At 64.6% G+C, this 24640-nt stretch carries 27 protein-coding genes and 1 tRNA gene; 19 read left to right on the forward strand and 9 right to left on the reverse strand.

Annotated elements, in window-relative coordinates:
• Positions 1-61: 61 nt before the first annotated feature.
• The 7 genes from K3148_RS10585 to rpmE all read left to right on the forward strand — a co-directional run bounded on the left by K3148_RS10585 (position 62) and on the right by rpmE (position 7335).
• Complete coding sequence (locus K3148_RS10585; RefSeq protein ID WP_247711549.1) at positions 62-694, forward strand: phosphatidate cytidylyltransferase; 633 nt, start codon at positions 62-64, stop codon at positions 692-694.
• Positions 691-1842 (forward strand): 1-deoxy-D-xylulose-5-phosphate reductoisomerase, encoded by a 1152-nt coding sequence (gene dxr, locus K3148_RS10590; RefSeq protein WP_221424766.1) that lies wholly within the window; start codon positions 691-693, stop codon positions 1840-1842. The genes K3148_RS10585 and dxr overlap by 4 nt, the downstream gene beginning before the upstream one ends.
• A 26-nt stretch (positions 1843-1868) precedes the next feature.
• Positions 1869-2978 carry an RIP metalloprotease RseP gene (rseP, locus tag K3148_RS10595; protein ID WP_221426690.1) on the forward strand — a complete coding sequence of 370 codons (1110 nt, stop codon included), beginning with the start codon at positions 1869-1871 and terminating at the stop codon, positions 2976-2978.
• Positions 2979-3116: 138 nt separating this feature from the next.
• Positions 3117-5864 (forward strand): outer membrane protein assembly factor BamA, encoded by a 2748-nt coding sequence (bamA, locus tag K3148_RS10600; protein ID WP_221424767.1) that lies wholly within the window; start codon positions 3117-3119, stop codon positions 5862-5864.
• Positions 5864-6541: an OmpH family outer membrane protein gene (locus K3148_RS10605; protein ID WP_221424768.1), complete on the forward strand. Its 678-nt coding sequence runs from the start codon at positions 5864-5866 to the stop codon at positions 6539-6541. Before bamA ends, K3148_RS10605 begins: the two co-directional genes overlap by 1 nt.
• 22 nt (positions 6542-6563) lie before the next feature.
• Positions 6564-7016 carry a 3-hydroxyacyl-ACP dehydratase FabZ gene (gene fabZ, locus K3148_RS10610; RefSeq protein ID WP_221424769.1) on the forward strand — a complete coding sequence of 151 codons (453 nt, stop codon included), beginning with the start codon at positions 6564-6566 and terminating at the stop codon, positions 7014-7016.
• 94 nt (positions 7017-7110) lie between these two features.
• Positions 7111-7335, forward strand: coding sequence for a 50S ribosomal protein L31 (gene rpmE / locus K3148_RS10615; RefSeq protein ID WP_006834406.1), 225 nt, complete (start codon positions 7111-7113; stop codon positions 7333-7335).
• Positions 7336-7395: 60 nt separating this feature from the next.
• On the opposite strand, the gene K3148_RS10620 is transcribed toward rpmE, so the two are convergent.
• Positions 7396-7818: a GFA family protein gene (locus K3148_RS10620; RefSeq protein WP_247711550.1), complete on the reverse strand. Its 423-nt coding sequence runs from the start codon at positions 7816-7818 to the stop codon at positions 7396-7398.
• Positions 7815-8450, reverse strand: coding sequence for a prolyl hydroxylase family protein (locus tag K3148_RS10625; RefSeq protein WP_221424770.1), 636 nt, complete (start codon positions 8448-8450; stop codon positions 7815-7817). Before K3148_RS10625 ends, K3148_RS10620 begins: the two co-directional genes overlap by 4 nt.
• 194 nt (positions 8451-8644) lie before the next feature.
• Between K3148_RS10625 and K3148_RS10630 the strand changes: the two genes are divergently transcribed.
• The 10 genes from K3148_RS10630 to K3148_RS10675 all read left to right on the forward strand — a co-directional run bounded on the left by K3148_RS10630 (position 8645) and on the right by K3148_RS10675 (position 16809).
• Positions 8645-8721 (forward strand) — tRNA-His (locus tag K3148_RS10630).
• 57 nt (positions 8722-8778) lie between these two features.
• On the forward strand, positions 8779-9843 hold the full coding sequence (locus tag K3148_RS10635; protein ID WP_221424771.1) for a Leu/Phe/Val dehydrogenase: 1065 nt from the start codon (positions 8779-8781) through the stop codon (positions 9841-9843).
• 54 nt (positions 9844-9897) lie between these two features.
• Positions 9898-10620: a heme ABC transporter permease CcmC gene (ccmC, locus tag K3148_RS10640; RefSeq protein WP_221424772.1), complete on the forward strand. Its 723-nt coding sequence runs from the start codon at positions 9898-9900 to the stop codon at positions 10618-10620.
• Positions 10620-10760 (forward strand): hypothetical protein, encoded by a 141-nt coding sequence (locus tag K3148_RS10645; protein WP_221424773.1) that lies wholly within the window; start codon positions 10620-10622, stop codon positions 10758-10760. The genes ccmC and K3148_RS10645 overlap by 1 nt, the downstream gene beginning before the upstream one ends.
• The gene (gene ccmE, locus K3148_RS10650) at positions 10757-11218 is read left to right on the forward strand and encodes a cytochrome c maturation protein CcmE (protein ID WP_221424774.1); all 462 of its coding nucleotides are present in this window, start codon (positions 10757-10759) and stop codon (positions 11216-11218) included. Before K3148_RS10645 ends, ccmE begins: the two co-directional genes overlap by 4 nt.
• On the forward strand, positions 11215-13167 hold the full coding sequence (locus K3148_RS10655) for a heme lyase CcmF/NrfE family subunit (protein ID WP_221424775.1): 1953 nt from the start codon (positions 11215-11217) through the stop codon (positions 13165-13167). Before ccmE ends, K3148_RS10655 begins: the two co-directional genes overlap by 4 nt.
• Complete coding sequence (locus K3148_RS10660; RefSeq protein ID WP_221424776.1) at positions 13168-13695, forward strand: DsbE family thiol:disulfide interchange protein; 528 nt, start codon at positions 13168-13170, stop codon at positions 13693-13695.
• Positions 13692-14096 carry a cytochrome c-type biogenesis protein gene (locus K3148_RS10665; RefSeq protein WP_221424777.1) on the forward strand — a complete coding sequence of 135 codons (405 nt, stop codon included), beginning with the start codon at positions 13692-13694 and terminating at the stop codon, positions 14094-14096. The genes K3148_RS10660 and K3148_RS10665 overlap by 4 nt, the downstream gene beginning before the upstream one ends.
• Positions 14093-14752 carry a tetratricopeptide repeat protein gene (locus K3148_RS10670; RefSeq protein WP_221424778.1) on the forward strand — a complete coding sequence of 220 codons (660 nt, stop codon included), beginning with the start codon at positions 14093-14095 and terminating at the stop codon, positions 14750-14752. The genes K3148_RS10665 and K3148_RS10670 overlap by 4 nt, the downstream gene beginning before the upstream one ends.
• Positions 14753-14871: 119 nt before the next feature.
• On the forward strand, positions 14872-16809 hold the full coding sequence (locus K3148_RS10675) for a potassium transporter Kup (protein ID WP_221424779.1): 1938 nt from the start codon (positions 14872-14874) through the stop codon (positions 16807-16809).
• Here K3148_RS10675 and K3148_RS10680 read toward each other — a convergent pair.
• From K3148_RS10680 to K3148_RS10710, 7 genes are read right to left on the reverse strand one after another with little or no spacing between them, the layout of a single operon-like run.
• Positions 16806-17240 carry a GNAT family N-acetyltransferase gene (locus tag K3148_RS10680; protein WP_221424780.1) on the reverse strand — a complete coding sequence of 145 codons (435 nt, stop codon included), beginning with the start codon at positions 17238-17240 and terminating at the stop codon, positions 16806-16808. The two genes, K3148_RS10675 and K3148_RS10680, sit on opposite strands and share 4 nt — an antisense overlap.
• 39 nt (positions 17241-17279) lie before the next feature.
• The gene (locus tag K3148_RS10685; RefSeq protein WP_221424781.1) at positions 17280-17756 is read right to left on the reverse strand and encodes a GNAT family N-acetyltransferase; all 477 of its coding nucleotides are present in this window, start codon (positions 17754-17756) and stop codon (positions 17280-17282) included.
• A gap of 54 nt (positions 17757-17810) precedes the next feature.
• On the reverse strand, positions 17811-18569 hold the full coding sequence (locus K3148_RS10690) for an inner membrane-spanning protein YciB (RefSeq protein ID WP_247711551.1): 759 nt from the start codon (positions 18567-18569) through the stop codon (positions 17811-17813).
• Entirely contained in the window at positions 18569-19492 is a 924-nt protein-coding gene (ftsY, locus tag K3148_RS10695) for a signal recognition particle-docking protein FtsY (protein ID WP_221424782.1), read from the reverse strand. The genes K3148_RS10690 and ftsY overlap by 1 nt, the downstream gene beginning before the upstream one ends.
• On the reverse strand, positions 19489-20664 hold the full coding sequence (locus K3148_RS10700; protein ID WP_221424783.1) for a MiaB/RimO family radical SAM methylthiotransferase: 1176 nt from the start codon (positions 20662-20664) through the stop codon (positions 19489-19491). The genes ftsY and K3148_RS10700 overlap by 4 nt, the downstream gene beginning before the upstream one ends.
• Positions 20661-21470 (reverse strand): diaminopimelate epimerase, encoded by an 810-nt coding sequence (gene dapF, locus K3148_RS10705; RefSeq protein WP_221424784.1) that lies wholly within the window; start codon positions 21468-21470, stop codon positions 20661-20663. The genes K3148_RS10700 and dapF overlap by 4 nt, the downstream gene beginning before the upstream one ends.
• A gap of 41 nt (positions 21471-21511) precedes the next feature.
• Entirely contained in the window at positions 21512-23224 is a 1713-nt protein-coding gene (locus tag K3148_RS10710) for a putative bifunctional diguanylate cyclase/phosphodiesterase (RefSeq protein WP_247711552.1), read from the reverse strand.
• Positions 23225-23381: 157 nt separating this feature from the next.
• Between K3148_RS10710 and K3148_RS10715 the strand changes: the two genes are divergently transcribed.
• The gene (locus K3148_RS10715; RefSeq protein ID WP_221424785.1) at positions 23382-23792 is read left to right on the forward strand and encodes an EVE domain-containing protein; all 411 of its coding nucleotides are present in this window, start codon (positions 23382-23384) and stop codon (positions 23790-23792) included.
• A gap of 77 nt (positions 23793-23869) precedes the next feature.
• The gene (locus K3148_RS10720) at positions 23870-24619 is read left to right on the forward strand and encodes an SDR family oxidoreductase (RefSeq protein ID WP_221424786.1); all 750 of its coding nucleotides are present in this window, start codon (positions 23870-23872) and stop codon (positions 24617-24619) included.
• Positions 24620-24640: the final 21 nt, after the last annotated feature.

A 24640-nucleotide genomic window follows, 5' to 3' on the forward strand; every position in this document is an offset into this window, starting at 1 on the left:
TTCGTCGGGGGCGAAATCGAAGAATGCGGACCTGCCGATACGGCTGCTGTCCGCCGCCGTGATGATGTCTATCGCCGTGGCCGCCGTGGTGGCGGGCGACCCTTGGCTCGACGGGTTCATCGTCCTCGTCTCGCTGGCGACCTTCGTCGAGTTCGTGCTGCTGATTGTCAAGGTGACGCGGAACGTGCCCTTCCGGCTGGCCGCTATCCTCGCAGGCGCGGTTTATATCGGGCTCGCCGGGTTCGTCCTTTCGCGGCTGCCGGTCCCGATGATCGTGGGCGTGATCGGCGCGGTGATCTTCGTCGACACCTTCGCCTATGGTTTCGGGCGCACGCTGGGCGGGCCGAAGATTGCGCCAAAGATCAGCCCGTCCAAAACCTGGGCCGGGCTACTCGGCGGGATCGTGGGCGCCAGCACCTGGCTTGCGCTGTTTGTCTATGTCGCGGCGCGGCAGGTCAGCGGGGCCAACACACTCGGCTTCGAAATCGCCGAAATCGGCACGCTGGTCGCCATGGGTGCAGCGATTGCGGTTGCCGCGCAAAGCGGCGATTTCTTCGAGAGCTGGCTCAAGCGCAAGGCCGGGGTCAAGGACAGCTCCAACCTCATTCCGGGCCATGGCGGCTTCTTCGACCGGACCGACGGAATCATCCCTGTGGTGCTGCTTGCCGGACTGCTGCTAAGCTCCGCGCCATGACACGGTCGCTTACAGTCCTTGGCGCCACCGGATCGGTGGGCGCATCCACGCTCGACCTCGTCCGGCGCAATCCGGACGCGTGGCGGGTGGAGGCGCTGACCGCCCATTCCAATGTTGCCGACCTCGCCGCGCTGGCGAAAGAATTCGGGGCCAAAATCGCCGTGATCGCGGACGATACCCGCCTTGGTGAACTGCGCGAGGCGCTGGCGGGATCGGACGTCGAAGCCGCCGCCGGACGCGCGGCGCTGTGCGAGGCTGCGGCGCGCCCGGCCGATATCGTGATGGCGGCCATCGTCGGCTGCGCCGGGCTTGGCCCGGTGATGGCCGCGATCGAGCAGGGCCGCACCGTCGCGCTCGCCAACAAGGAGGCGCTGGTCTCGGCGGGCGAGGTCATGACCGCCGCGGTCGAAAAACACGGCGCCACGCTGCTTCCCGTCGACAGCGAACACAACGCGATTTTCCAGTGTCTGCAGGGCGGCAAGCTCGACGAGGTACGCAGCATCACGCTCACCGCCAGCGGCGGCCCGTTGCGGCTGGTCGAGGATCTCGAAGCGGTCACGCCCGAACAGGCGATTGCGCATCCGAACTGGGATATGGGCGCCAAGATCAGCGTCGACAGCGCGACCATGTTCAACAAGGGCCTCGAACTGATCGAGGCGCATCATCTCTTCCCCGTCGGCCTCGACCGCATCCGGATCGTGGTCCATCCGCAGAGCGTCATCCATTCGATGGTCGAATACCGCGACGGGTCGACGCTGGCGCAGCTCGGCCCTTCGGACATGCGCGTGCCCATCGCTTCTTGCCTCGCCTACCCTGCGCGCATGGACACGCCGATGGCCCCGCTTGACCTCGCCGTCATCGGCGAACTCAGCTTCTTCCAGCCCGACGAGACGCGCTTTCCGGCCACGAAACTGGCGCGGCAGGCGGCCGAGGCGGGCGGGGCGGCCCCGGCCACGCTCAACGCCGCCAACGAGGTCGCCGTGGCGGCTTTTCTCGCCGGTCAGATAAAGTTCAGCCGCATTGCTGCATTGGTGGAGGACACACTCAATGCCGGAAACCTGCCGCCCGCGCCGCGTTCGCTCGATGACGTTCTCGTGTTAGACGAGGCCGCGCGCAAGGCCGCCACGGCCCGAATGGAGACTGCCTGACCTTGGACGGATCGATCCCCTTCTGGATGTATATCCTCGGCTTCCCGCTTTTGCTGGGGCCGCTCGTTACCCTGCACGAACTCGGCCACTACCTCGTAGGGCGCTGGTTCGGCGTGAAGGCGGAAGCCTTCTCGGTCGGCTTCGGCAAGGAACTGTGGGGCTGGACCGACAAGCCCGGCACGCGCTGGAAACTCTCGGCGATCCCGCTGGGCGGCTATGTCCAGTTCAAGGGCGATATGGACCCGGCCAGCATTCCGCACCCCGATAAGATCGACGAAGCGAGCGCGGAAGAACGCGATGGCAGTTTCCAGCATGCCTCGCTCGGCAAGCGCGCGCTGATCGTCTTTGCCGGACCGGCGATGAATATCATTATCACGCTGGCCATCTTCGCGAGCTTCTTTGCGATCTACGGGAAGCCCGTGGCGGCAGATCCTACAGAGACGACCGTCATTACCCGCTTCGCCGACGAAAGCGCCGCGCGCGACGCTGGGCTAGAGATCGGCGACCGCATGATTGCCATCGACGGCGAGCCGGTAGCGGAATTCCAGGACGTGGCCGACCGGGTGCTGATGTATCCGGGGCGCACCATCGACATGGAGATCGAGCGCGGTGGCGAGCGCCTGACGCTACCGGTCGAGATCGCCGACATCACCGAGACCGACCGTTTCGGCAACGAGAGCCGCATAGGCCGCATCGGGGTCTATTCCTCCGAGCTTGCGGTGGAGGACGTCGGAATCGGCGAATCCATCTCTCTCGCCTTCGTTCAGACCGGCAAGCTGGTCGATATGATGGTGACGGGGATCAAGCAGATCGTCGTCGGCGATCGCTCGGTCAAGGAGCTGGGCGGGCCGGTCACGATCGGCAAGTTTGCAGGCGAGCAATTGAGCATGGGGCCGCTCGCCTTCATCAACTTCGCCGCGCTGATTTCGCTTAACTTGGCATTCATCAACCTCCTGCCAATCCCGGCGCTCGACGGCGGACACCTGGCTTTCTACGCGGCTGAAGCGATCCGCCGGAAACCGCTGGGGCCGAAGTCTACGGAGGTGGCCTACCGGGCCGGCGTGGCACTGGTGCTCGCCCTGATGGTATTTGTCACCTTCATCGATATCGCCAAACTTCCCGTCTTCGGGAATTAGGCGGGGAAAGGCCGAGCCGGATACGCCTAGCGAGGCGTCACACGGCTTGATCGTGGGGCCTGCATCGGGCAGGGGGCCAATCGGCCGCCTGCGCCTTGCAGGCGAGGAATGATTTCAAGGACGGGAACTCCCTTGTCGATGACTGGATTTGCGAACGCCGCGACGACTTCGAAAACGCGGACCACGCGCCTTGTGGCGGGCCTGATGGCAGGCACGATCATGGGCACGATCCCCTCGATCGCGCTGGCTCAGGAAAGCGGTGAAGAGGGTGCCGGCGAAACCGCCGCAACCGTGCAGCAGCAGGACACGGTCCGCTCTATCGCGGTCGCCGGCGCGCAGCGTCTCGAGCCGCAGACGATCCTTTCCTACATCCGCCTGCGTCCGGGCGACACTTACACGCAGGCCGCGGGTGACCAGGTCCTCAAGGACCTTTACGCGACCGAGCTGTTCTCCAACGTCAGCGTCGTCAACAACGATGGCAATGTCGTCATCACGGTGGCCGAAAACCCGGTCATCAACCGCATCCTGATCGAGGGCAACGACCGTCTCAAGGCGGACAAGATCATCCCCGAAATCCGGCTCGCGCCGCGCCAGATCTTTACCCGTTCCAAAGTGCGCGCCGACGTTGCCCGCATCATCGAACTCTACAAGCGCCAGGGCCGCTTTGCCGCCACGGTCGAGCCGCAGCTCGTCCAGTTGGCGCAGAACCGCGTCGACATCGTGTTCGAGATCGAGGAGGGCCCCAAGTCGAAGGTCCGCCAAATCAACATCATCGGCAACGAGCAGTTCTCCGACGGCAAGCTCAAGGGCGAGATGGTTACCGAGGAGACGGGCAAGCTGCTGAGCTTCCTGAGCTCCAACAACAGCTACGACCCCGACCGCCTCGCGTTCGACCAGCAGAACCTGCGCACCTTCTACCTGACGCAGGGCTACGCCGATTTCCGCGTCGTTTCGGCCGTCGCCGAGCTGACGCCGGACAAGGAAGACTTCATCATCACCTATGTGGTGGAAGAGGGCGAGCGCTACAAATTCGGCGATGTCGAGGTACAGAGCGAACTGCGCGATTTCGACAGCGACCTGATGACGCGCCAGCTGCCGATGAAGACCGGCGAATGGTACGATGCCAAGCGCGTCGAGGACACGGTCGAACAGCTGACCGACCTTGCCGGCACCTTCGGCTATGCCTTTGCCGACATCCGTCCCGAATTCCGCCGCAATCCCGAAGACCTGACGATGGACGTCACCTTCGTGCTGCGCGAGGCCCCGCGCGTCTACGTCGAGCGCATCGATGTAAACGGCAACACGCTGACGCAGGACAAGGTCGTACGCCGCGAATTCCGCGTTGCGGAAGGCGATGCATTCAACAGCCTCGCGATCAAGCGTTCCGAAGCGCGTATCCGTTCGCTGGGCTACTTCCAGGAACAGTTCGAAGTCACGCAGGTCGAAGGCAGCGCGCCCGACCGCGTGATCCTCGAAGCGAATATCGAAGAGCAACCGACCGGCGAATTGCAGCTCTCGGCAGGCTTCTCGAGCCTCGAGCGCTTCGTGCTCGCCGGTTCGATCCGCCAGCGCAACTTCCGCGGCCGCGGGCAGACGGTGGGCCTCAGCGTGAACTATTCGCGCTATTCGAAGTCGGCGCAGGTGAGCTTCAGCGAGCCCTATCTGTTCGACCGCAATATCTCGATGGGCGCGGATATCTACCACCGCGAATACGACAACGACTTCTTCGCCAGCGAATTCAACCGCTATCGCCAGGCGACGACTGGCCTTTCGCTGCGCGCGGGTGTGCCGCTGACCGAATATATGTCGGCCATCGCCAGCTACACGCTTAACTTTGAAGATGTGACGATCGGCACGCAGTTCTTCGACGACATCGACGGCGACAACATCGACGAGTGCATCGGCTCGCGCTTCATCTGTGAGGCGGTCGGCAAGCGGACGAGCTCGATCCTCGGCCTTACGGTCAATTACAACTCGCTCAACAGCAGCCTTCGCCCCACCAGTGGCGAAACGATCTCCTTCTCGACCGAATTCGCCGGTGTCGGCGGCAATGTCGATTACCTGCGCATGCGCACCCGCATGGCAAAGTATTTCAACGTGGGTTCGGGTTTCATTTTCTCGCTCCAGGCCGAAGGCGGCTGGATCGAAGCGCTCAAGAGCAACGCCGAACCCGGCTTTGACGATGTGCGTCTGACCGACCGCTTCTTCCTCGGCGAACCGCAGTTCCGCGGCTTCGATATCCGCGGCGTGGGTCCGCGTATCGTCCAGCTCGCCTATCTCGACGACGATGCTGATCCCGATACGCCGCGCGTCCTGCAGACGCTCGAAGCGTTGCGCGAGAACGACAACAATCGCAGCATCGATTATTCGCTCGGCGGCCGCGCCTATTACCTGGGCCGCGCCGAACTCGATATCCCGCTGGGAAGCGGCGCGACCGAGATGGGTATCCGCCCGTCGATCTGGGTCGACGTAGGCTCGCTCTTCGCGGTGGATCGTCCGATCCTGCGGGATAACCCCAACGGCGTGCAGTCGACCATCAACGGCCAGCTGGTCTACCTTGGTCCGCTGTACGATCAGGACGGCAATCCGGTCCTTCGCGACCCGAACAACACGCCTGACGATCCGACCGACGACGTCCCCGCTATCGGCCAGACGCTCGACCAGTTCGACGCCGACGGGAACGCCAACGATCCGTTCATCCCGCCGTCCACCTTCTACAAGGAAGTGCTGCTGGGCGACAGCATCTCGCCGCGCATTACCGCCGGCGTCGGGGTGAACTGGAACTCGCCCTTCGGTCCGTTCAGGATCGATATCTCTCACGTCATTAAAAAGCAGCGTGGTGACGACACCAAGACGATCTCTTTCAACGTAGGAACGCAATTCTAATGAAGATTCTCAAGCAGACCATCGCCGCAGCGAGCCTGGCTGTCGCCGGCATCGCCGCAACGCCGCTCGCAGCGCAGGTCAGCGGCAACATCGCCGTGGTCAATCCGCCTGCCACGATCGCCGGTTCGAGCGCGCTGAGCACCGCGTACCAGCAGATCAACACGACCTACGCGGCACAGATCACGCAGGCACAGCAGAAGCAGCAGCAGGCGCAGGCGCTCCTCCAGCAGCTTGATACCAACAACGACGGCAATCTCGACCAGGCCGAGCAGCAGGCGGCGCAGACCGCTCCGCAGGCTCAGCAGATTCAGACGCTTGAGCGCGAGATCGCCCAGCTGCAGAATCAGGTCGATGCTGCGCGCGTCTATGCGATCGAGCAAATCCTCCAGCAGTACGGCGCCGCCCTGCAGACGGTCGTTTCGGCCGACAACATCCAGGTCGTCCTGTCGCCCGAAGCGGTTGCCTGGTCGAACCCGGCCACCAATATCAACCAGAAGGTCGTGAACGCGCTCAACACCCGCGTGCCCTCGGTCCAGATCACCCCGCCGCAGGGCTGGCAGCCGAGCCAGCAGGCCGTCGGTGTGTTCCAGCAGGTCCAGCAAATCCTGATGGTTGCCGCCGCCCGCCAGCAGGCCGCTGCCGCGCAGCAGCCGGCTGCCCAGGCGACCGGTCGCTAAGAAAACGCAAGGAGCAGGGGATATGAGCGAGACCGGTTTCGACGTCGTCGAGGTGCTCAAGCGCCTTCCGCACCGCTATCCCCTGCTCCTCGTCGACCGCGTGGCCGAACTCGTCCCGGACGAGCGCATCCACGCGATCAAGGCAGTCAGCTTCAACGAAGACTTTTTCCAGGGGCACTTCCCCGGCGCGCCGATCATGCCCGGCGTGCTCCAGATCGAGGCGTTGGCGCAGGCCGCCGGCGTGCTCGCGGTGGAAAGCCTCGGCCTCGCCGGCTCGGGCAAGCTCGTCTATTTCATGGCGATCGAGAACGCGAAGTTCCGCGCACCCGTCACGCCGGGTGTGCTGCTCGATCTAAAGGCGGAATTTGTCCAGAAGCGCGCCCGCGTCTGCAAGTTCGCAGGCGAGGCTTCGGTCGATGGGATGGTGACCTGCGAAGTCAGCTTCACCGCCATGATCGCCGACGCGCCCGAATAACCTTGCGAATCTCGGGCCGCGCCGCTAAGGGCGCAGCCTTTCCCAACACAGCTGGATCGGTCGGAACCGCTCCGAAGCTAAAAGGACGTATATCATGAAGGCCGAAGGTCACCCCGATTACCACATGATCACGGTCAAGATGACCGATGGCACCGAATTCCAGACGCGCTCGACCTGGGGCAGCGAAGGCGACACGCTGACGCTCGACATCGACCCCACCAGTCACCCGGCATGGACCGGCGGCAAGCAGCAGCTTCAGGAAGGCGGCCGCGTTGCAGCCTTCAACAAGCGCTTCGGCGGTCTCACGCTCAAGAAGTAAGCTTCTTCGGCGACGAAATCTTAAGGGCGGTCCTTCGGGGCCGCCCTTTTCGTTTGCGGATCAGGGCTTGGTCGGCTCGAACCGCAACACGCCGGTATATTCATAGGCGTTGCCATCACCTGGATGGCGCTGGCCGTTGAACACCGGGACTTGCGCCAATTCATAGATCGACATGCCGTCCACGCAGGCGAGGTTGACCCCGTAGTGATCGGGCTCGGAGCGCAGCTGGTGGAAGGTGTGGATGCCGCAGCGCGAACAGAAGCGGTGCTTCGCCTGCCCGCTCCCGAAGGTGTAGAGCGTGAGCGCGTCCTCGCCCCGCGTGATCTCCAGCGAGGCCATCGGCACATCCAGCATCACCACGCCCTTCATCGCGCAGATGGTGCAATTGCAGCGCCGGATGATCGCGCCTTCGGGCACCGTGAAGCGGAACCGGACCGCCCCACAATGGCAGCCGCCTTCGCGCGTTTCCCCGCCCGCGATCACCAGCCCCACTCCTTCTCGCGGTACCATTTCGTGATCACGTATTTGACGCCCTTCCTGACCTTCATCCCGTGGTGGATGGTGTTGGGGTTCTCGCGCCCGTCGGGCCGCATATTGTTCCAGCACACCAGCTTGCCCGTCTCGGGCTGGAACGTCTTGCCCACCGCCTTGAAGCGAGTCGCCCCGCCGGCCTCCACTGCGTTGAGATAGACCATGAAGGTCCAGGTCCGCTGTCCGGCGACCGAGCAGTATTTCTCCCAGTCCTGACCTCCGCGGTTGAAATAGTCGCAATGCGGCTTGAACTCCTGCCCCACGTCATAGCGCTGGCCCTGCAGCGGCTCGCCGTACTTGGGATCGATACCGTTGAGCGCGGCAAGCAGGGCCTCGAGCTCGCGCACCACCGGCTCATCCGGGTCGAGATCGCAGGTCTCGCTGGTGCGGAAGTAATGGTCGTCGCCCGCGTCGGCGAGGGTGGAGGGACGGCGGTCCTTCTCGATCAGCGCGACAAGCTGATCGCACATCGCAGGCGAGGCGAAATCGCGCAGCTGGAAGAGCTCCGCCTTGGGCGTCGGCACGCGCTGCATCCCCGGACGGGACAGCAGGAGCTCGCTTGAAGATTCGCCGGGATTGGTCATCGCGTGCCACGTTATCGGTCGGGGAGCGCGCCGCAAGCAAAGAAAGAAAATTGCGCGTGGCAGCGTGTAATCGCTTTTTCGCTTCCCATAGGGGCCATGTTGTGCAACAGGCGCACGCCGTTACGCAAGGCGGGTTGACGGCCCGTTATCCGCGTATATGTGCCGCCTTCCCGGCAGCGTTCCGGGGGCATGTGGCGATCGTAGCTCAGTTGGTTAGAGCGCCGGTTTGTGGTACCGGAGGTCGCGGGTTCGAACCCCGTCGATCGCCCCATTTTCTCCTTTCGCGTGCTGGTTTGAGAGACACCTTATTCCAAGGGGCGAGAGGCCGATGACAGCGTTCTGGACCGAAGCGGATTACGACGACCACGAACTGGTCGAGGTCGTGCGCGACCCAAAGAGCGGCCTTACCGCGATCATCGCACTGCACTCCACCCATCTCGGCCCCGGCGCGGGCGGCACGCGCTTCTGGCACTATGCCAATCCCGAAGACGCGATGCGCGACGCGCTGCGCCTGTCGCGCGGCATGAGCTACAAGAACGCCATGGCGGGCCTTCCCATGGGCGGCGGCAAGGCCGTTATCCTCGCCGATGAGGACAAGACCAAGACGCCCGAAATGCTGGCGGCCTTCGCCGATGCGGTCGAAGGGCTGGGCGGCAAATACGTCACCGCCGAAGACGTCGGCATTTCCGAAGCCGACATGGCCGCCGTGGCCGAGCGTACGCAATATGTCTCGGGTCTGCCGGTGAGCGGCGAGGACGCCGCCGGCGGCGACCCGGGCCCGTTCACCGCGCTCGGCATCTTCCTCGGCATCAAGGCCGCGGTGAAGCATAAACTCGGCAAGGACAGCATGGACGGCGTCCATGTCGCGATCCAGGGCACGGGCAGCGTCGGCGGCGGTGTCGCCCGCCTGCTCGCCAAAGAAGGCGCCAAGCTGACCCTGTCGGACATCCACATGGACCGCTGCAAGGCCCTGGCCGCAGAGCTCGACGCCGAATGCGTCGGCCCCGATGCGATCATGGCGGTTGCGTGCGACGTGTTCAGCCCGAACGCACTCGGCGCTATCCTCGACGACGAAGGCATCGCCAAGCTTGATTGCAAAGTCGTTGCAGGAGGGGCGAACAACCAGTTGAAGCGCCCCGAACACGGCCCGATGCTGGCCAAGCGCGGAATTCTCTACGCTCCCGACTACGTGATCAACGCGGGCGGCATCATCTCGGTCACGCTCGAATATTTGTGCCGCAACGACAAGGCACCCTGCGATATCAACGAGGTGCGCAAGCGCATCGCGCTGATCCCGGGCCGTCTGGAGCAGATCTGGCAGGAAAGCGACAAGAGCGGCGTTTCGCCCGACCAGGTCGCCGACAAGATGGCGCAGGAGCTCATCGGGCGCTAATCCGCCTTGCGAGCAGGGGCGGGGGCTGCAATAGGCTGACCCACGGCTTTCACCATGCACGGCTTCGCTAATCCCAAACGGTTTCTCGCGCTGGCGAGCTGGCTCACGCCGCTCCTGCTGGTGTCTGGGCTTGTGCTAACCGCCGCGGCGCTCTTCTGGGGTTTCACGCAGGTTCCGCCCGACCGGCTGATGGGCGAGACCGTGCGCATCCTCTTCATCCATGTGCCGACCGCGTGGCTGGGGATGGGCGGATGGACCGCCATCGCCGTTTCGAGCCTCGTCTTCCTCGTCTGGCGCCACCCGCTTGCGGCCATTGCGGCGCGCGGGGCAGCGGTTCCGGGGCTGGTCTTCACGCTGATCTGCCTCGCCACCGGCTCGATCTGGGGCCGGCCCACATGGGGGACCTGGTGGGTGTGGGACGGACGGCTGACCTCCATGCTGGTCCTCGCCTTCCTCTACGTTGCCTATATCGCGCTCGCGCAGGCGGCGGAGCGCGAGGGCATTTCGGCCCGCATCCCGGCCATCTTCGGCCTGCTGGGCGCGATCAATATTCCCATCATCAACCGCAGCGTGGTGTGGTGGAATTCGCTCCACCAGCCGCCCAGCATCACCATGGGCAAGAGTGCGATCGACGGTATCTTCCTCGGTCCGCTGCTGGTCGCGGTGATCGGCTTCTCGCTGATCTTCGGCGGCGTAGTGCTGGCCCGCATGCGCGCCCTGCTGGCCGACATACAGGCCGAGGCGCGCCTGCGCCGCCGGGCGATGGAGGCCGACTGATGCGCGAGGCTCTCGACCAATGGACCTTCGTCTACGCGGCCTATGCCATCGGCGTCGGCGGCACTCTGGCGATGATCGCATGGAGCTGGATCGCGATGAAGCGCGCCGAGGCCCGCCGCGAGAAAGCGCGTAAACGATGAAAGCCAAGCACCAGCGCCTCGTCCTTGTCATCCTCGCGCTCGTCGCGCTCGTCGGCGCAGGCCTGCTCGCCGCCTATGCGCTGCGCAACCAGGCGAGCTATTTCTACCTTCCCGAGCAGATGCAGGCCGACCCGCCCGAAGTCGGGCAGGCCGTACGCCTCGGCGGAATGGTCGCGCCGGGCTCGCTCGCCACGCAGGCGGACGGGATCACGGTGACCTTCACCGTGACCGGCCGCGAGAACTCGGCCGTTCCGGTCCGCTACGCCGGTATCCTGCCCGATCTCTTCGTCGAGGGGTCGGGCGTGGTCGCGGAAGGGCGGCTCGCTGCCGATGGCACCTTCGTTGCCGACAACCTCCTTGCAAAGCATGACGAGAATTACGTCCCGCGCGAACTGGAAGGCATGAGCGAGCACCAGGCGGCCGAAATGGCCGAAGAGACGACGGTCGGCCTCGAATGATCGCGGAAATCGGTCTGGCAGCGCTGTGGCTGGCCGCGGCCCTCGCCGTGCTGCAACTCGTCGGCGGCGCTCTGGCGCTGCGCGGCGGGACCGAGAGCGAGCTTGCCGCGCTGACCCGTCCGGCCGCCGTCTTGCAGGGCGGGCTGGTGGCGCTGTCCTTCGCCATGCTGCTGTGGGTCTTCGCGATCACCGACCTCTCGGTGAAGCTGGTGGCGATGAATTCGCACAGCGCCAAGCCGCTGATCTTCAAGCTGTCGGGCGCGTGGGGCAATCACGAAGGCTCGATGCTGCTCTGGGTCACCGTCATGGCGCTGGCAGGCGCGCTGATCGCCGGGATCGAGCGACGCTTGCCCGAACGCACGATGCAGGCGACGCTGGCCGCGCAGGGCTTCGTCGCGCTTGGCTTCTACGCCTTCCTGCTGCTGAGTTCGAACCCCTTCGAGCGTTTGCCGCAGCCGGCTGCCGAGGGGCTGGGCCTCAACCCGCTGCTGCAGGACATCGGCCTCGCCTTCCATCCGCCCACGCTTTACATCGGCTATGTCGGCCTCTCGGTCGCGTTCAGCTTCGCTGTCGGCGCGCTCATCACCCGCGAGGTAACACCCGCCTTCGCCCGCGCCATGCGCCCATGGATCCTCGGCGCCTGGGTGTTCCTGACGCTCGGCCTCGTCGCGGGCAGCTATTGGGCCTATTACGAGCTGGGCTGGGGCGGCTACTGGTTCTGGGACCCGGTCGAGAACGCCGCATTGATGCCATGGCTCGCCGCGACGGCCCTCCTGCATTCCGCGGGCGTCCTCGCCAGCCGCGACGCGCTGCGCGTGTGGACGATCATGCTGGGCGTGGTCGCCTTTTCCATGTCGATGCTCGGCACCTTCCTCGTGCGCTCGGGCGTGCTCACCAGCGTTCACGCCTTTGCTGTCGACCCGGAGCGGGGCAGCTTCATCCTCCTCCTTCTGGCGCTCTATATCGGCGGGGCGCTGCTGCTTTTCGCCCTGCGGGCAGGCGCGATCAGCGAGGGCGAGCGTTTCTCCGTCGCCAGTCGCGAGGGCGCGCTGGTGGTCAACAACGTCATGCTGAGCGCGATCCTCGCCGTGGTTCTGCTGGGCACGCTCTATCCCTTGCTGACCGAGGCTTTCGACGTGCGCGTTTCCGTCGGTCCGCCCTATTTCAACCCGGTCGGCGCGATCTTCGCCTTCCCGATGCTGGCGGTGATGGCGGTCGGTCCGCTGCTACGCTGGCGCAGAGACAGCTGGGGGCGGATATCGAAGGAACTGGCGCTCGTGGCCGCCTTGTTGCTGGCCGGGATCGTCCTCTTCGCCGTTCTGGGCGAGATGGCGCTTTTGCCGCTGCTCGGCCTCGCTTTCGCAATCGCACTGGCCGTGGCGAGCCTCCTGCCGCTGAAGGGCCGCCGCCTCAAGCGCGTACCGATCGCGACCTGGGGCATGATCACGGCGCATTTGGGCATTGCGGTGATGCTCTTCGGCATGGCGAGCGAAGGCGCTTTTTCGCAGGAGCGGCTCGCTGCGCTGGAAGAGGGCGGGACGACCAGTGTGGGCCCGTGGGCCGTGCGCCTCGAAGCGGTCGAGCCGGTCGCCGGGCCCAACTGGACTGCGCTCGCCGGGCGGCTTACGGTGCGCCACCGCGACGGCGAACCGCAGACAATTGCCCCGCAATCGCGCAATTTCTGGGCCCCGCCGCAGCAGACGACCGAGAGCGTGCTCGTCACCCGCTGGAACGGCCAGCTCTACGCCGTTATGGGCGGTTCCAGCACCGACGGGCGCTGGCAGGTGCGGCTGTGGTGGAAACCCTTCGTCACGCTGATCTGGTATGGTGGCCTGCTGATCGCGCTTGGCGGTGTCCTCGCGCTGGTGGGTCGGATCCGCAGCGATCTCAAGCACCGTTACATAAGCCGCCGCATAACCGAGCGGCGCGAAGAAAGAGAGAACGCCTAGATGAGCTGGCGCCTGTGGTTACCCTTCCTGCTGTTTTTTGGCTTTGCCGGGCTGGCCGCCTACCAGCTGAGCCAGCCGAAGGACGATACCGTCAAGAGCACGATGGTGGGCAAGGAACTGCCCTATTTCACGCTGCCGCCCGCCAGTCTCGAGCGGCCCGGCGTCGACAGCCGCTATTTCTACGAGGGCGAGCCCAAGCTGCTCAACATCTGGGCCAGCTGGTGCCTGCCCTGCATCGCCGAAGCTTCGCAGCTCGAGCAGCTGAAGGAAGAGGGCGTCGAGATCGTCGGCGTCGCCATCCGTGACGAGCCGACCGATGTGATGCGGTTCCTCACCGAACACGGCAATCCCTACAGCCGCATCGGGCGCGACGACCTGTCCGAAGTGCAGCTAGCTATCGGGTCCTCGGGCGTGCCCGAGACCTTCGTGATCGATGGCAAGGGCGTGATCACCTACCAGCACGTCGGCGACATACGGCCCGAGCATGTGCCGATGCTGCTCGAAGAACTGCGCAAGGCTGGGCGGTGAAGGGACTTCTCGCCATTTTGGCAATGGTGCTGGCGATGCCGCTGGCCGCGCAAGGCAGCGCGCCGCCTGCGCCCTATGCCTATCGCCAGCTCGACGATCCGGCGCAGGAGGCTGCCGCGCGTGAGCTCATGCACACGCTGCGCTGCATCAAGTGCCAGTCGCAGTCGATCGCCGATAGCGATGCCCCCATGGCGGGCGACATGCGACACCAGGTCCGCATCCGCATCGCCGCAGGGGAAGAGCCCGAGGCGGTGCGCCGCTGGCTGATGGATCGCTATGGCGATTATGTCAGCTACGAACCGGTAATGAGCGCCACCACGTGGCCGCTCTTCGCCATTCCCCCGATCCTGGCGCTGCTGGCGGGGCTGATCGTCTGGCGGCGGCTGCGGAGGCGCGCGTGAGCTGGCTACCCGTCATTGCGCTTGCGGCCATCGCTTTTGCCGCGGCGGTCGTCCTGCTGCGAGTCGGGCGCAAGGGGTGGAGCCTCCTGGGCGCGACCCTGCTTTTCGGGCTGACCGGATACGCCTTGCAGGGCTCGCCCGACCAACCCTCGTCGCCCGGCAAGGCGCAGGTCGAGCAGGCGGCCAGCGGCGAACTGCTGGTCGAAGCACGGCGCGAGTTCTTCGACACCTCGCAATTCCCGGCACGCTGGGTGGTCACAGGCGACAGTTACCTGCGGCGCGGCAGCTATGCCGAGGCGGCCAATTTCTATCGCAACGCGATCGAGGAGAACCCGGCCGACGGGGAGGCATGGATTGGTCTGGGTATCGCACTGGTGGAGCACGCAGAGGGCAATCTCACCCCCGCCGCACTCACCGCTTTTCAGCGCGCGCAGATGCTCGACGAGAAAAACGGCGGTGCGCGTTACTTCCTGGGCCTCGCGTGGCTGCGCGCGGGACAGGCCGAGCGTACACGCGAGCTGTGGCGCGAGGCGGTGATCGAAGCTCCCGAAGACGCGCCATGGCGCAATTCGCTCGCGCTTCGCGCCATGCGGCTCGAGCAGATGATGGACGCGGCAAGCGCGCCGCCGCCTGCCGAGCAGGGACAGGGCCAATAGGCTCGAACCCGCAAGATGTTGCCCCGTTCCCGTCACGGTGCTAAGCGCCGCGACCTTGCACGGGGCGTGACCCCGAAAAGCCAAGGTTTTGACGCAATGCGGCAGGTAACACCCACTTTATGACCGAGGCCACCGCGCCGAATTCGCAGCCGGAATCCGGCGGCGGGAACGCTCATGGTCATGGCCATGGCGCCTCCAAGGCTGCGCTGGCCGTGGGCGCTATCGGCATCGTCTTCGGCGATATCGGCACCAGCCCGCTTTATGCGTTTCGCGAAACCTTTGCCGGCGCGGTCAATATCGCGATCGACCGGATGCACGTTCTGGGCGTCGTCAGCCTGATCTTCTGGTCGATGGTGATCGTGGTGGCGCTGCAATACGTCACCATCCTCATGCGCGCGGACAACAAGGGGCAGGGCGGCAGCCTTGCGCTGATCGCCCTCATCAGCCGCCACATCGGGACGACGAAATACGCCTGGCTAGTAGTCCTGCTCGGGGTGTTTGCTACGTCGCTATTCTACGGCGACAGCATGATTACACCCGCAATCTCGGTTCTTTCCGCAGTTGAGGGCCTGACGGTGGTCGACCCGGGGCTTGAGACCTTCGTCATACCGATCGCGGTAATTCTGCTAATCTGCCTGTTCGTCCTCCAGCAGCGTGGGACGGCCAAGGTCGGAGCTCTGTTTGCGCCAGTCATGATCGTCTGGTTCACGACTCTTGCCGGGCTCGGGCTCAACCAGATCATCCAGAACCCCGACATCCTCTACGCGCTTAACCCCTATTACGCCGTGATGTTCTTCATCACCGACAAGTTCGTCGCCTTCCTCGCCATGGGCGCGGTGGTGCTGGCGGTGACGGGGTCCGAGGCGCTCTATTCCGACATGGGCCATTTCGGCCGCGGCCCGATGCGCCTCTCGTGGTTCGGCTTCGTCATGCCGTGCCTGCTGCTGAACTATTTCGGCCAAGGCGCAATGATCGCCGGCCTGCCGCCCGAACAGGCCGCCGAAGTCGTGAAGAACCCCTTCTTCCTGCTCGCGGGCGAAGAATACCGCCTGCCGCTGGTGATCCTGGCGACGGTTGCGACTTTCATCGCCAGTCAGGCGGTCATCTCCGGGGCGTTCAGCATCACGCATCAGGCGATGCAGCTGGGCTTCATGCCGCGCCTCTCGATCCGCCATACGAGCGAAACCGAGGCCGGCCAGATATACATTCCGGTGGTCAACTGGGCGCTGATGGTCGCGGTTATCCTGCTGGTGCTGACCTTCCAGAGCTCGTCGGCCCTTGCCAGTGCCTACGGGATCGCGGTGACCGGCGCCGTCACCATCGACACGCTGCTGATGGGTGTGCTGTTCGTGGGCGTGTGGAAGTGGAAGTGGTGGGTTGCGGCGCCCGTGGTGATCTTCTTCCTGATCATCGACGGGGCCTATTTCGCGGCGAACCTGTTCAAGGTGCCCGACGGCGGCTGGTTCCCGCTGGTCGTGGGACTCATCGCCTTCACGCTGCTCACAACCTGGGCGCGCGGCCGCAAGCTGATGCGCGAGCGTATGCACGAGACCGCGCTGCCCATCGAAATTTTCGCCAAGAGCGCCAAGAATTCCGCCACCCGCGTCCCCGGCACCGCCATCTTCATGGCCAGCCAGACCGCCGGTGTGCCCTCGGCGCTGCTCCACAACATCAAGCACAACAAGGTGCTGCACGAGCGCGTGGTCATCCTGACCGTGCTGATCGCCGACAGCCCCTATGTCGATCCCGAGGAGCGGTGCGAATACCATGACCTCGGCGATGGCTTCTATCGCGCCATCCTGCACTATGGCTTCATGGAAGAGACGGACGTGCCGCAGGGGCTGAAGAAGATGACCCGTTGCGGCGGCGATTTCGACATGATGCACACCAGCTTCTTCCTCAGCCGCCAGACGCTGCTGCCGAGCGAGAAGCCGGGAATGCCGATCTGGCGCGAGAAGATCTTCGCCTGGATGCTGCGCAACGCCGCGACCGCGATGGACTTTTTCCGCCTGCCGACCAACCGCGTGGTCGAACTGGGAAGCCAGGTCGAGATCTAGGCCGTCGCCAGCGTCTTGCTGAGATAGTGCGAGGCGTGGCCTTTCGGCCTTCCTTCGAGGGTTGCCGTCAGGGTGTAGCCGTTTTTCTCATAGAAGGGCTTCGCCTGCCAGCTGGTGGTCTCGACCAGCGCTTTCTCGCAGCCGCTTTGAACCGCGAAGGTTTCGGCGGCCTCGATGATTTGGCGCCCGATGCCCGTTCCCCGCGCTTCGTCGGCGAGCCATAGCAGTTCGATGTGTAGCGTGTTCCAGTAGCAGGCGCCGCGCAGGCCGCCGATCACCTGACCCTCGTCATCGGTTGCGACGACGTGGAAGCGCAACTCGGCCTCGTTCGGCTCCAGATCGTGCACGGCGGCGCGGTTGAAGTCGACGATGCCCTGGCTGAGAAGCTTCGCGGTCTCGGGAGGACAATTAAGTTCAATTCGTACCGGCACACCTGTCTCCCCTCGTGGCTCGGCATCTGACCGATTCCCTTAGTCGAGCGGCTTTTCCATCTCGGCCCGCTCGAAGCTCTGATCGCCGATATAGACGACCTGCTCCTCGGTGACAGAAAAACCCATGCTGGCGAAGGCGGGCTGCGCCATCAGGCTGGCGTGGACCCACAGCCGGCGCTCGCCCTTCGCGCGTGCCTTGGCTTCGATAGCTTCGTACAGGTTGCGGAAGAGGCCGCGGCCCTGCGCATGGGGGCGGATATAGGCAAAATCGATATAGCCACCTGCATCGAGGCTCATGAAGCCCAATGTCGGGCCATCGGGCACGCGGGCCATCACGATATCCTGACGGGCAAGCCGCTTGTCCCACGATGCGCCGCTGCGACGCTCGGGCACCCAGGCCTCACGCTGCTCTTCCGTGTAGCGGGTAGGGCCATGCCGGACGGCATCGTACATGATGTCGGCAAGGATATCGTGGTGCTTGTCGCTGGCCCAGACAAGTTCGATCGTGTCGTGCATCGGCGGCGCTATTAGCGCGGCGCTCTACAAATTCAAGGGCGCCAAAATCGCTGGCTACGAACCCGTCGGCGGCTCGTCCTTCAGCACCTCGTCCGTGTCCTCCAGCGAGAGGCCGTGCTTGAGCAGCATCGGGATCTGGCTGAAGGTGAACAGGAAGGTGAGGGGCAGGAAGACCCAGATCTTGGCCCAGAGCCAGCTCTCGAACGTCATCATGCGGACCAGCACTTCGTTGAGGCCTGCCAGCGCGAAGAAGAAAAAGCCCCAGTTGCGCGACAGCTTGAGCCAGCCTTCGTGCGTCACGCCTTCGAAGGCGGCTTCCAGCAGAACTTGCAGCCAGGCGCGATCCCGCAGCCAGCCTATAATCAGGACCGTACCGAAGAGCGCGTAGATCGCGGTCGGCTTGAACTGGATGAAGCGTTCGTCGCGCAGCCAGATGGTGAGCGCGCCGAAGCCGACGATCAGCGTGGTCGAGAGGATCAGCATCGGGCTGACCTTGCCGAATTTCCACTTGCTGGAGACCAGCGCGACGACGGCGGCCACCATGAAGGCAATCGTGCCGTAGATCACCGCGGCGATCTCGCCGAAGGTCGAGGTCTCCGGCGGCTGGTAGAACTTGTAGACGCCGAGAAAGACGAGCAGCGGCCCGTAATCGACGAGCGTATGCAGCCAGCCGGTTGGTTTTTTCTTACCCTCACCACCCGTTCGTGCTGAGCTTGTCGAAGCACCGTCCTTTTGTTCGGGTGCTGCGCTTGAAGAGAAGTGCGGCCCTTCGACAGGCTCAGGGCGAACGGAATGGGGGTCGTCGATAGACATCAGGCAATTCCCGCAATGACGCGCGCGACGAGAGCGGGATCGAAGGGGCGCAAATCGTCGATCTTCTCGCCCACGCCGATGGCATGGATGGGCAGGCCGTATTTCTCCGCCGCCTGCACCAGCACGCCGCCGCGCGCGGTGCCGTCGAGCTTGGTCATGACGAGGCCTGTGACGCCGGCGACTTCCTTGAACACATCGATCTGTGAAAGCGCGTTCTGGCCGTTGGTGGCATCGAGCACGAGCACCACGTCATGCGGCGCTTCGGGGTTGAGGCGGCCAAGGACTTTGCGGATCTTGGCCAGTTCGTCCATCAGCTCGCGCTTGTTCTGGAGACGGCCGGCGGTGTCGACGATCAGCACGTCGGTGCCGATTTCGGTACCCTCCTTGACCGCGTCGAACACGATGCTTGCCGGATCGCCGCCTTCGGGACCGCGCACAATTGGCACGCCCACACGGTCGGCCCAGGTCTGCAGCTGGCCGATGGCCGCCGCGCGGAAAGTATCGCCTGCCGCCAGCATGACGTTGTAATCGTCTTCCACGAAGAGATGCGCCAGCTTGGCGATGGTGGTGGTCTTGCCGCTGCCGTTCACGCCGATGACCAGCAACACCTGAGGGCGCGGGAAGGCGGTGATCTCGAGCGGCTTGGCGACCGGACGCAGGATGGCGGCGATTTCGTCTGCGACCGCCTGTTTCAGCTCGTCGGCGCTGATTTCGAGGCCGAAGCGCTTTTCCTTCAGCCTTTCGCGGATGCGGGCAGCGGCGCTGGGTCCCAGATCGGACATGATCAGCGCGTCCTCGACATCGTCGAGCGTGGCATCGTCGAGCTTGGCCTTGGTCACCGCCTCGGCGAGGTTTTCGGACAGGCGCTCGGATGTTTTCTTGAAGCCGCCGAACAGGCGCTCGGTCCAGCTGGGTTTGCTCATGACAGGAGATTGTCCTCGAGTGTCTTGGGCGTCACGGTGACGATGGAGCCGCGCGGTGTGCCTTCCGGCAGTTTCACGCGGGCGAATTGGGGCGAATAGCCGGTCCCGTCGGCTTCGGCGAGGACCGAGTGCGGCTTATCGACGAGCGTCGCCAGCCACTCTGCACGCAACGCAGCTACCTTGGCGCGCAGTTCGGCGGCGCGGCGCTTGATCGTGGGGCGCTCCACTTGCGGCATGCGCGCGGCGGGCGTGCCGGGGCGCGGCGAGTAAGGGAAGATGTGCCCGTGGACGATTTCGAGCTCGCGAATGATCGAGAGATTGGCCGCGTGGTACTCCTCCGTCTCGGTCGGAAAACCGGCGATCAGGTCCGCGCCGACGACGAGGTCGGGACGGCGGTCCTTCAGCCGCGCGACGAGGGCGACCGCATCGGCGCGCAGGTGGCGGCGCTTCATGCGCTTGAGGATGAGGTCGTGCCCATGCTGCAGCGAAAGGTGGATGTGGGGCATCACGCGCTGTTCCCCAGCGAAAAGCTCGAAAAGCTCCTCGTCCACCTCGATCCCGTCGATGGAGGACATGCGGATGCGGGTGAGGGCGGGGAAGGCCTCCAGCACCGCGCGGACCAGAGTGCCCAGCTTGGGGCTGCCGGGCAGGTCATGGCCCCATGAGGTCACGTCGACGCCGGTCAGCACGACTTCGCTAGCGCCGGTATCGAGATGGCTTTCGACCTCGCGAAGCACTTCGGCGACGGTGAGCGAACGGCTTTTCCCGCGGCCCTGCGGGATGACACAGAAGGTGCAGGCGTGGTCGCAGCCGTTCTGCACCGCCACGAAGGCCCGCGTGTGCAGGGCAGGGACGGGCGGGGCGCTGGGGGGCACGTTCCATGCGCGCGGATCGAGCTTGGCCTCGTTGGCGATCAAGCCGTCGACCTCGGGCATGGCGACGAGCTGGTCGCGCTCGATTTCGGCCGCGCAGCCGGTCACCAGCAGGCGGGCTTCGGGATTGGCCTTGCGCGCCTGCCGGATCGCTTGCCGCGTCTGGCGCACCGCCTCGCTCGTCACCGCGCAGCTGTTGACGACGACGAGATTGTCCTCGCCCGCCAGCATGGCACGGATGCGCTCGCTCTCGGAGAGATTGAGGCGGCAGCCAAGGGATACGACCTGCGGGGCGTTCACGCGTAATCGTCCCACTCGAAACTGCCGCGGAAGCTTTCGGTGGCAGGACCGGTCATCTGGATTGTGCCGCCCGGCTCCCATGCAATCTCGAGATCGCCGCCGGGCAGGGCGACGATGACCGGACTGTCGACAAGCTTGCGACGCATGGCGTGGACTGCGGTGGCGCAGGCACCCGTTCCGCAGGCGCGGGTGAGGCCCGCGCCACGCTCCCATACGCGCAGCCGGATGCGGCTGCGGCTTTCGATGGTGGCGAGGTTGACGTTAACGCGCTCGGGGAAGAGCGGATCGTTCTCGATGTCGGGCCCGATCCGGTCCAGCGGAACGGCATCCGTATCCTCGACGAAGAAGATCACATGCGGGTTGCCCACGTTTACCGCACCGGGGTCCTCCAGCATTTCCCAGCCGACCGGCATGGAGAGCGTGTCCATCGGATAGGCAAGGGGGATCGCGTCCCAGTCGAAGCGCGGCGCTCCCATGTCCACGCTTGCCCCGCCGTCGGAGGGGGATGCCGAAAGCAGCCCGCCGGCGGTCTCGATCCGTGCCTCTTCGCCGTGAAGCAGCGCAACGGCGCGCGTGGCGTTGCCGCAGGCGCCCACTTCGCTGCCGTCCTGATTGAAGATGCGCATCCGGAAATCGGCGCTCTTGCTCGGTTCGAGCAGGATCAGCTGGTCGCAGCCGATGCCTTCGTGGCGATCGGCAATGGCAGCGGCGCGGCTCGTGTCGAGCGCAGGCAGGGCGTTTTCGCGCGCGTCGAGCACGACGAAATCATTGCCGAGGCCGTGCATCTTGATGAAAGGGACGCGCATAGCCCAGCGCATCTAGGGTGTGGGGCGCTGAGCGTCCAGTGTCAGCCGGCGCGGCTGCCGCCGTCGGCTTTCTTGTCGTCCGAATTGGCCACCGGGTTGAGCGGCAGCGCTGTGGCCTCGCTTGCCGCATCGTTGGCAAGGCGCCCCGCCTCGGCAAGGCGCTCCAACACGCGCTGCGCGGGTTCCGGGCGGCCGTAATGATAGCCTTGGCCTTTCAGCTTCCCCCAACGACCGAGCGCGTCGAGAATATCGGCGTTCTCAATGCCTTCCGCCGTGATCGGCAGCTTGAGCCCGTCGCTCATCGAAATGATCGCATCGACCAGCTTGTCGTTGCTGTCCTGCTTGTTGAGATCGCGGATGAAGCTGCGGTCGATCTTGAGGCGGTCGAAGGGCAGGCTGCGCAGCTGCGAGAGGCTGGCATAACCCGTGCCGAAATCGTCGAGGCTGACCTTCACGCCCTGGTTGCGCAGCGAGGTGATCATCGAGCGGACCATGCCGATATTCTCGTGCAGGCAGGTCTCGGTGATCTCGATCTCGAGGCGGTGGGCGGGGAAGCGGTGCTTGACCAGCAGCTTGAGGATTTTCTGGGCGAACCAGGGGTCGCGCATCTGGACCGGCGAGATGTTTACCGACAGCGTCAGCTCCGGATCCCACTGGCTGGCGTCGGCGAAAGCGGCTTCGATCAGCTGCTCCGACATTTGAGCGATCACGCCGATTTCCTCGGCAATAGGGATGAAGATCTCGGGCGTGACCATGCCGAGTTCCGGCGAATCCCAGCGCGCGAGCATTTCGAAGCCGACCAGCCTTCCGCTGTCGAGGTCGATCTGCTGTTCGTAATAGGGAACGAACTCGCCCGCCTGCACGCCGCGGCGGATGCCGGCTTCCAGCTCGTTGCGGAAGCGCAGCTCGTTTTCCATCGGCGGTTCGAACCAGTAGAAGCGGTTCTTCCCCTTCTTCTTGGCGTGATACATGGCGATATCCGCCTTGTGCATCAGGTCCTGCGCGGGAGTTTCCTTGCTTTCCGGATCGATCTGGAGCGAGCTGGCGCTGCCGATCGAGATGGTGACCTCGATGGCGCTGCCCTGATGCACGACTGGACGTGAAATCTGTTCGATGATCCGCGTAGCGAGCAGGTCGATGCGGTCGCTGGCGTCGGTGTTGTAGGGCACGACGCAGAGGAATTCGTCCCCGCCGAGCCGGGCGATCATCGCTTCTTCGGGCAGCAGGTCGATAATGCGCTTGGCGGTGGTGCTCAGCACGGCATCGCCCATGGCATGGCCGTTGAGGTCATTGACCTGCTTGAAATTGTCGAGATCGATGGCAATCGCGGCGACGGCGCGCTTGCGGCCGGTCCTTTCCTGCAGCATCGCGTCGAGCAGCTGCGCGAGGCTCCGGCGGTTGAGGCACCCGGTCAGGTCGTCGTAATCGGCCAGCCTGCGGGCCTCTTCTTCCAGGCGGCGGTGCTGCGCAATCTCGCCGGTCAGCGCCTTGTAGCGATTCCAGCCCAGCAGGATCAGCGCGATGTTGAGGAGGAGGGCTGCGGTCAGCAGCAGGTTGGGCGACGAATCGCCGTTCGCTGCGGTGGCGGCTGCATCGAGCAGGGCGTTGCTGGCGGTGGCCACGAACAGCGCAATGGCCGCAAGGACCACGCCCAGAGTGACGAGATCCTGCCCCTTGCGCCCGCGCAGGACGCGCGGCAACGCCCCCTTGGCGAGGTCGCGCTTTTCCAGGTCAGGTACTGGTTCTTGCGGCAAATGTGCCCCCACATGCTGATCTGCACTCGCTCGAATATCCACATGAGGCTAAAATCGGGTTAATTTTTCGCTACCGCTACCTCCTCGCTGGCCAGTGCGGGGATGGCTCGCTAGGCAGGCGCCAGTATTCCATCCCATACCCTAGGAGAGCCTCCGCATGGCCCGTTACTGGCTGATGAAATCCGAACCCTTCAAGTACAGCTGGGACGATCTCGTCGCCGAAAAGGAAGGCACGTGGGACGGGGTGCGCAACCACCGCGCGAAGAACAATCTCGCCGCGATGGAAGTGGGCGACCAGGCGTTTTTCTATCACTCGCGCGAAGGGCTGGAGATCGTCGGCATCTGCGAAGTGAGCGTGGCGGGGATCACCGACCCGACCGACCCCGAAGGCAAGTGGGCGGCGGTAAAGATCGTCCCCAAGACCAAGCTTCCTTCGCCTGTCTCGCTCAAGCAGATCAAGGCGGAGCCGCAGCTCGCCGATTGCGAATTGGTCAAGCTGTCGCGCCTGTCGGTGGCCGAGATCAAGCCGGAAGAATGGTCCATCATTCTCGAGATGGCGGGCATCTGACGCGGCGAAGCGAAGGAACGGCGCGGGGCTCTCGCCGGTTCGCTTAGGGAACCCACCCTTTGCGAACGGAGAGCCCGATGGCCCGATTTACCAACAAGCGTTTCCTTATCACCGGCGGCACCAGCGGCTTCGGCCTCGAAGCGGCGAAGATGATCGTGGCCGAAGGCGGCCATGTCGCGGTGACGGGTATGAGCGAAGGGCACCTGGACGAAGCGCGCGAGGCGCTGCCGGATGATGCACTGGTCCTCAAGAACGACGCTTCCGATCCCGAGGCGGCGAAACAGCTGGCGGCCAGCGTACGCGACCGGTTCGAGCAATTGGACGGCGTCTGGCTCAACGCAGGCTACGGCAAATTCGGCCCCAATGACGAGAACGACGCCACATTCTTCGACACAATGATGAACACCAACGTCCGCGGGCCGGTGCTGCAGATGGCTGCTATGATGGCGGACATTGCCGATGGCGGTTCGGTGCTGCTGACTTCCTCGGTCGCGCCCTATCTTGGGCAGGCGCAGGGCGCGGTCTATGCGGCGACGAAGGCGGCGTGCCTGGCGCTCGCGCGCAGCTGGTCGAGCGCCCTGGCACCGCGCAAGATCCGCGTGAACTCGGTCGCGCCGGGACCGATCGATACCAATTTCATGGAAGGCATGGGCCTGTCGGACGAGCAGAAGGAACTGTTCGTGTCGCAGATCAAGGATCAGGTGCCGCTGGGTCGATTAGGCGAAGCGCGCGAGGTGGCCGAGGTCGCGCTCTTCCTGCTTTCGGAGCAGTCAAGTTACGTCACAGGCAGCGAATATTTCGTCGATGGCGGCATGACGAAGCGCTGACGCGGCCTGCCGCATTCGGGT

The sequence above is a fragment of the Qipengyuania aurantiaca genome, from assembly GCF_019711375.1.
In the GTDB taxonomy this organism is placed as follows: domain Bacteria; phylum Pseudomonadota; class Alphaproteobacteria; order Sphingomonadales; family Sphingomonadaceae; genus Qipengyuania; species Qipengyuania aurantiaca.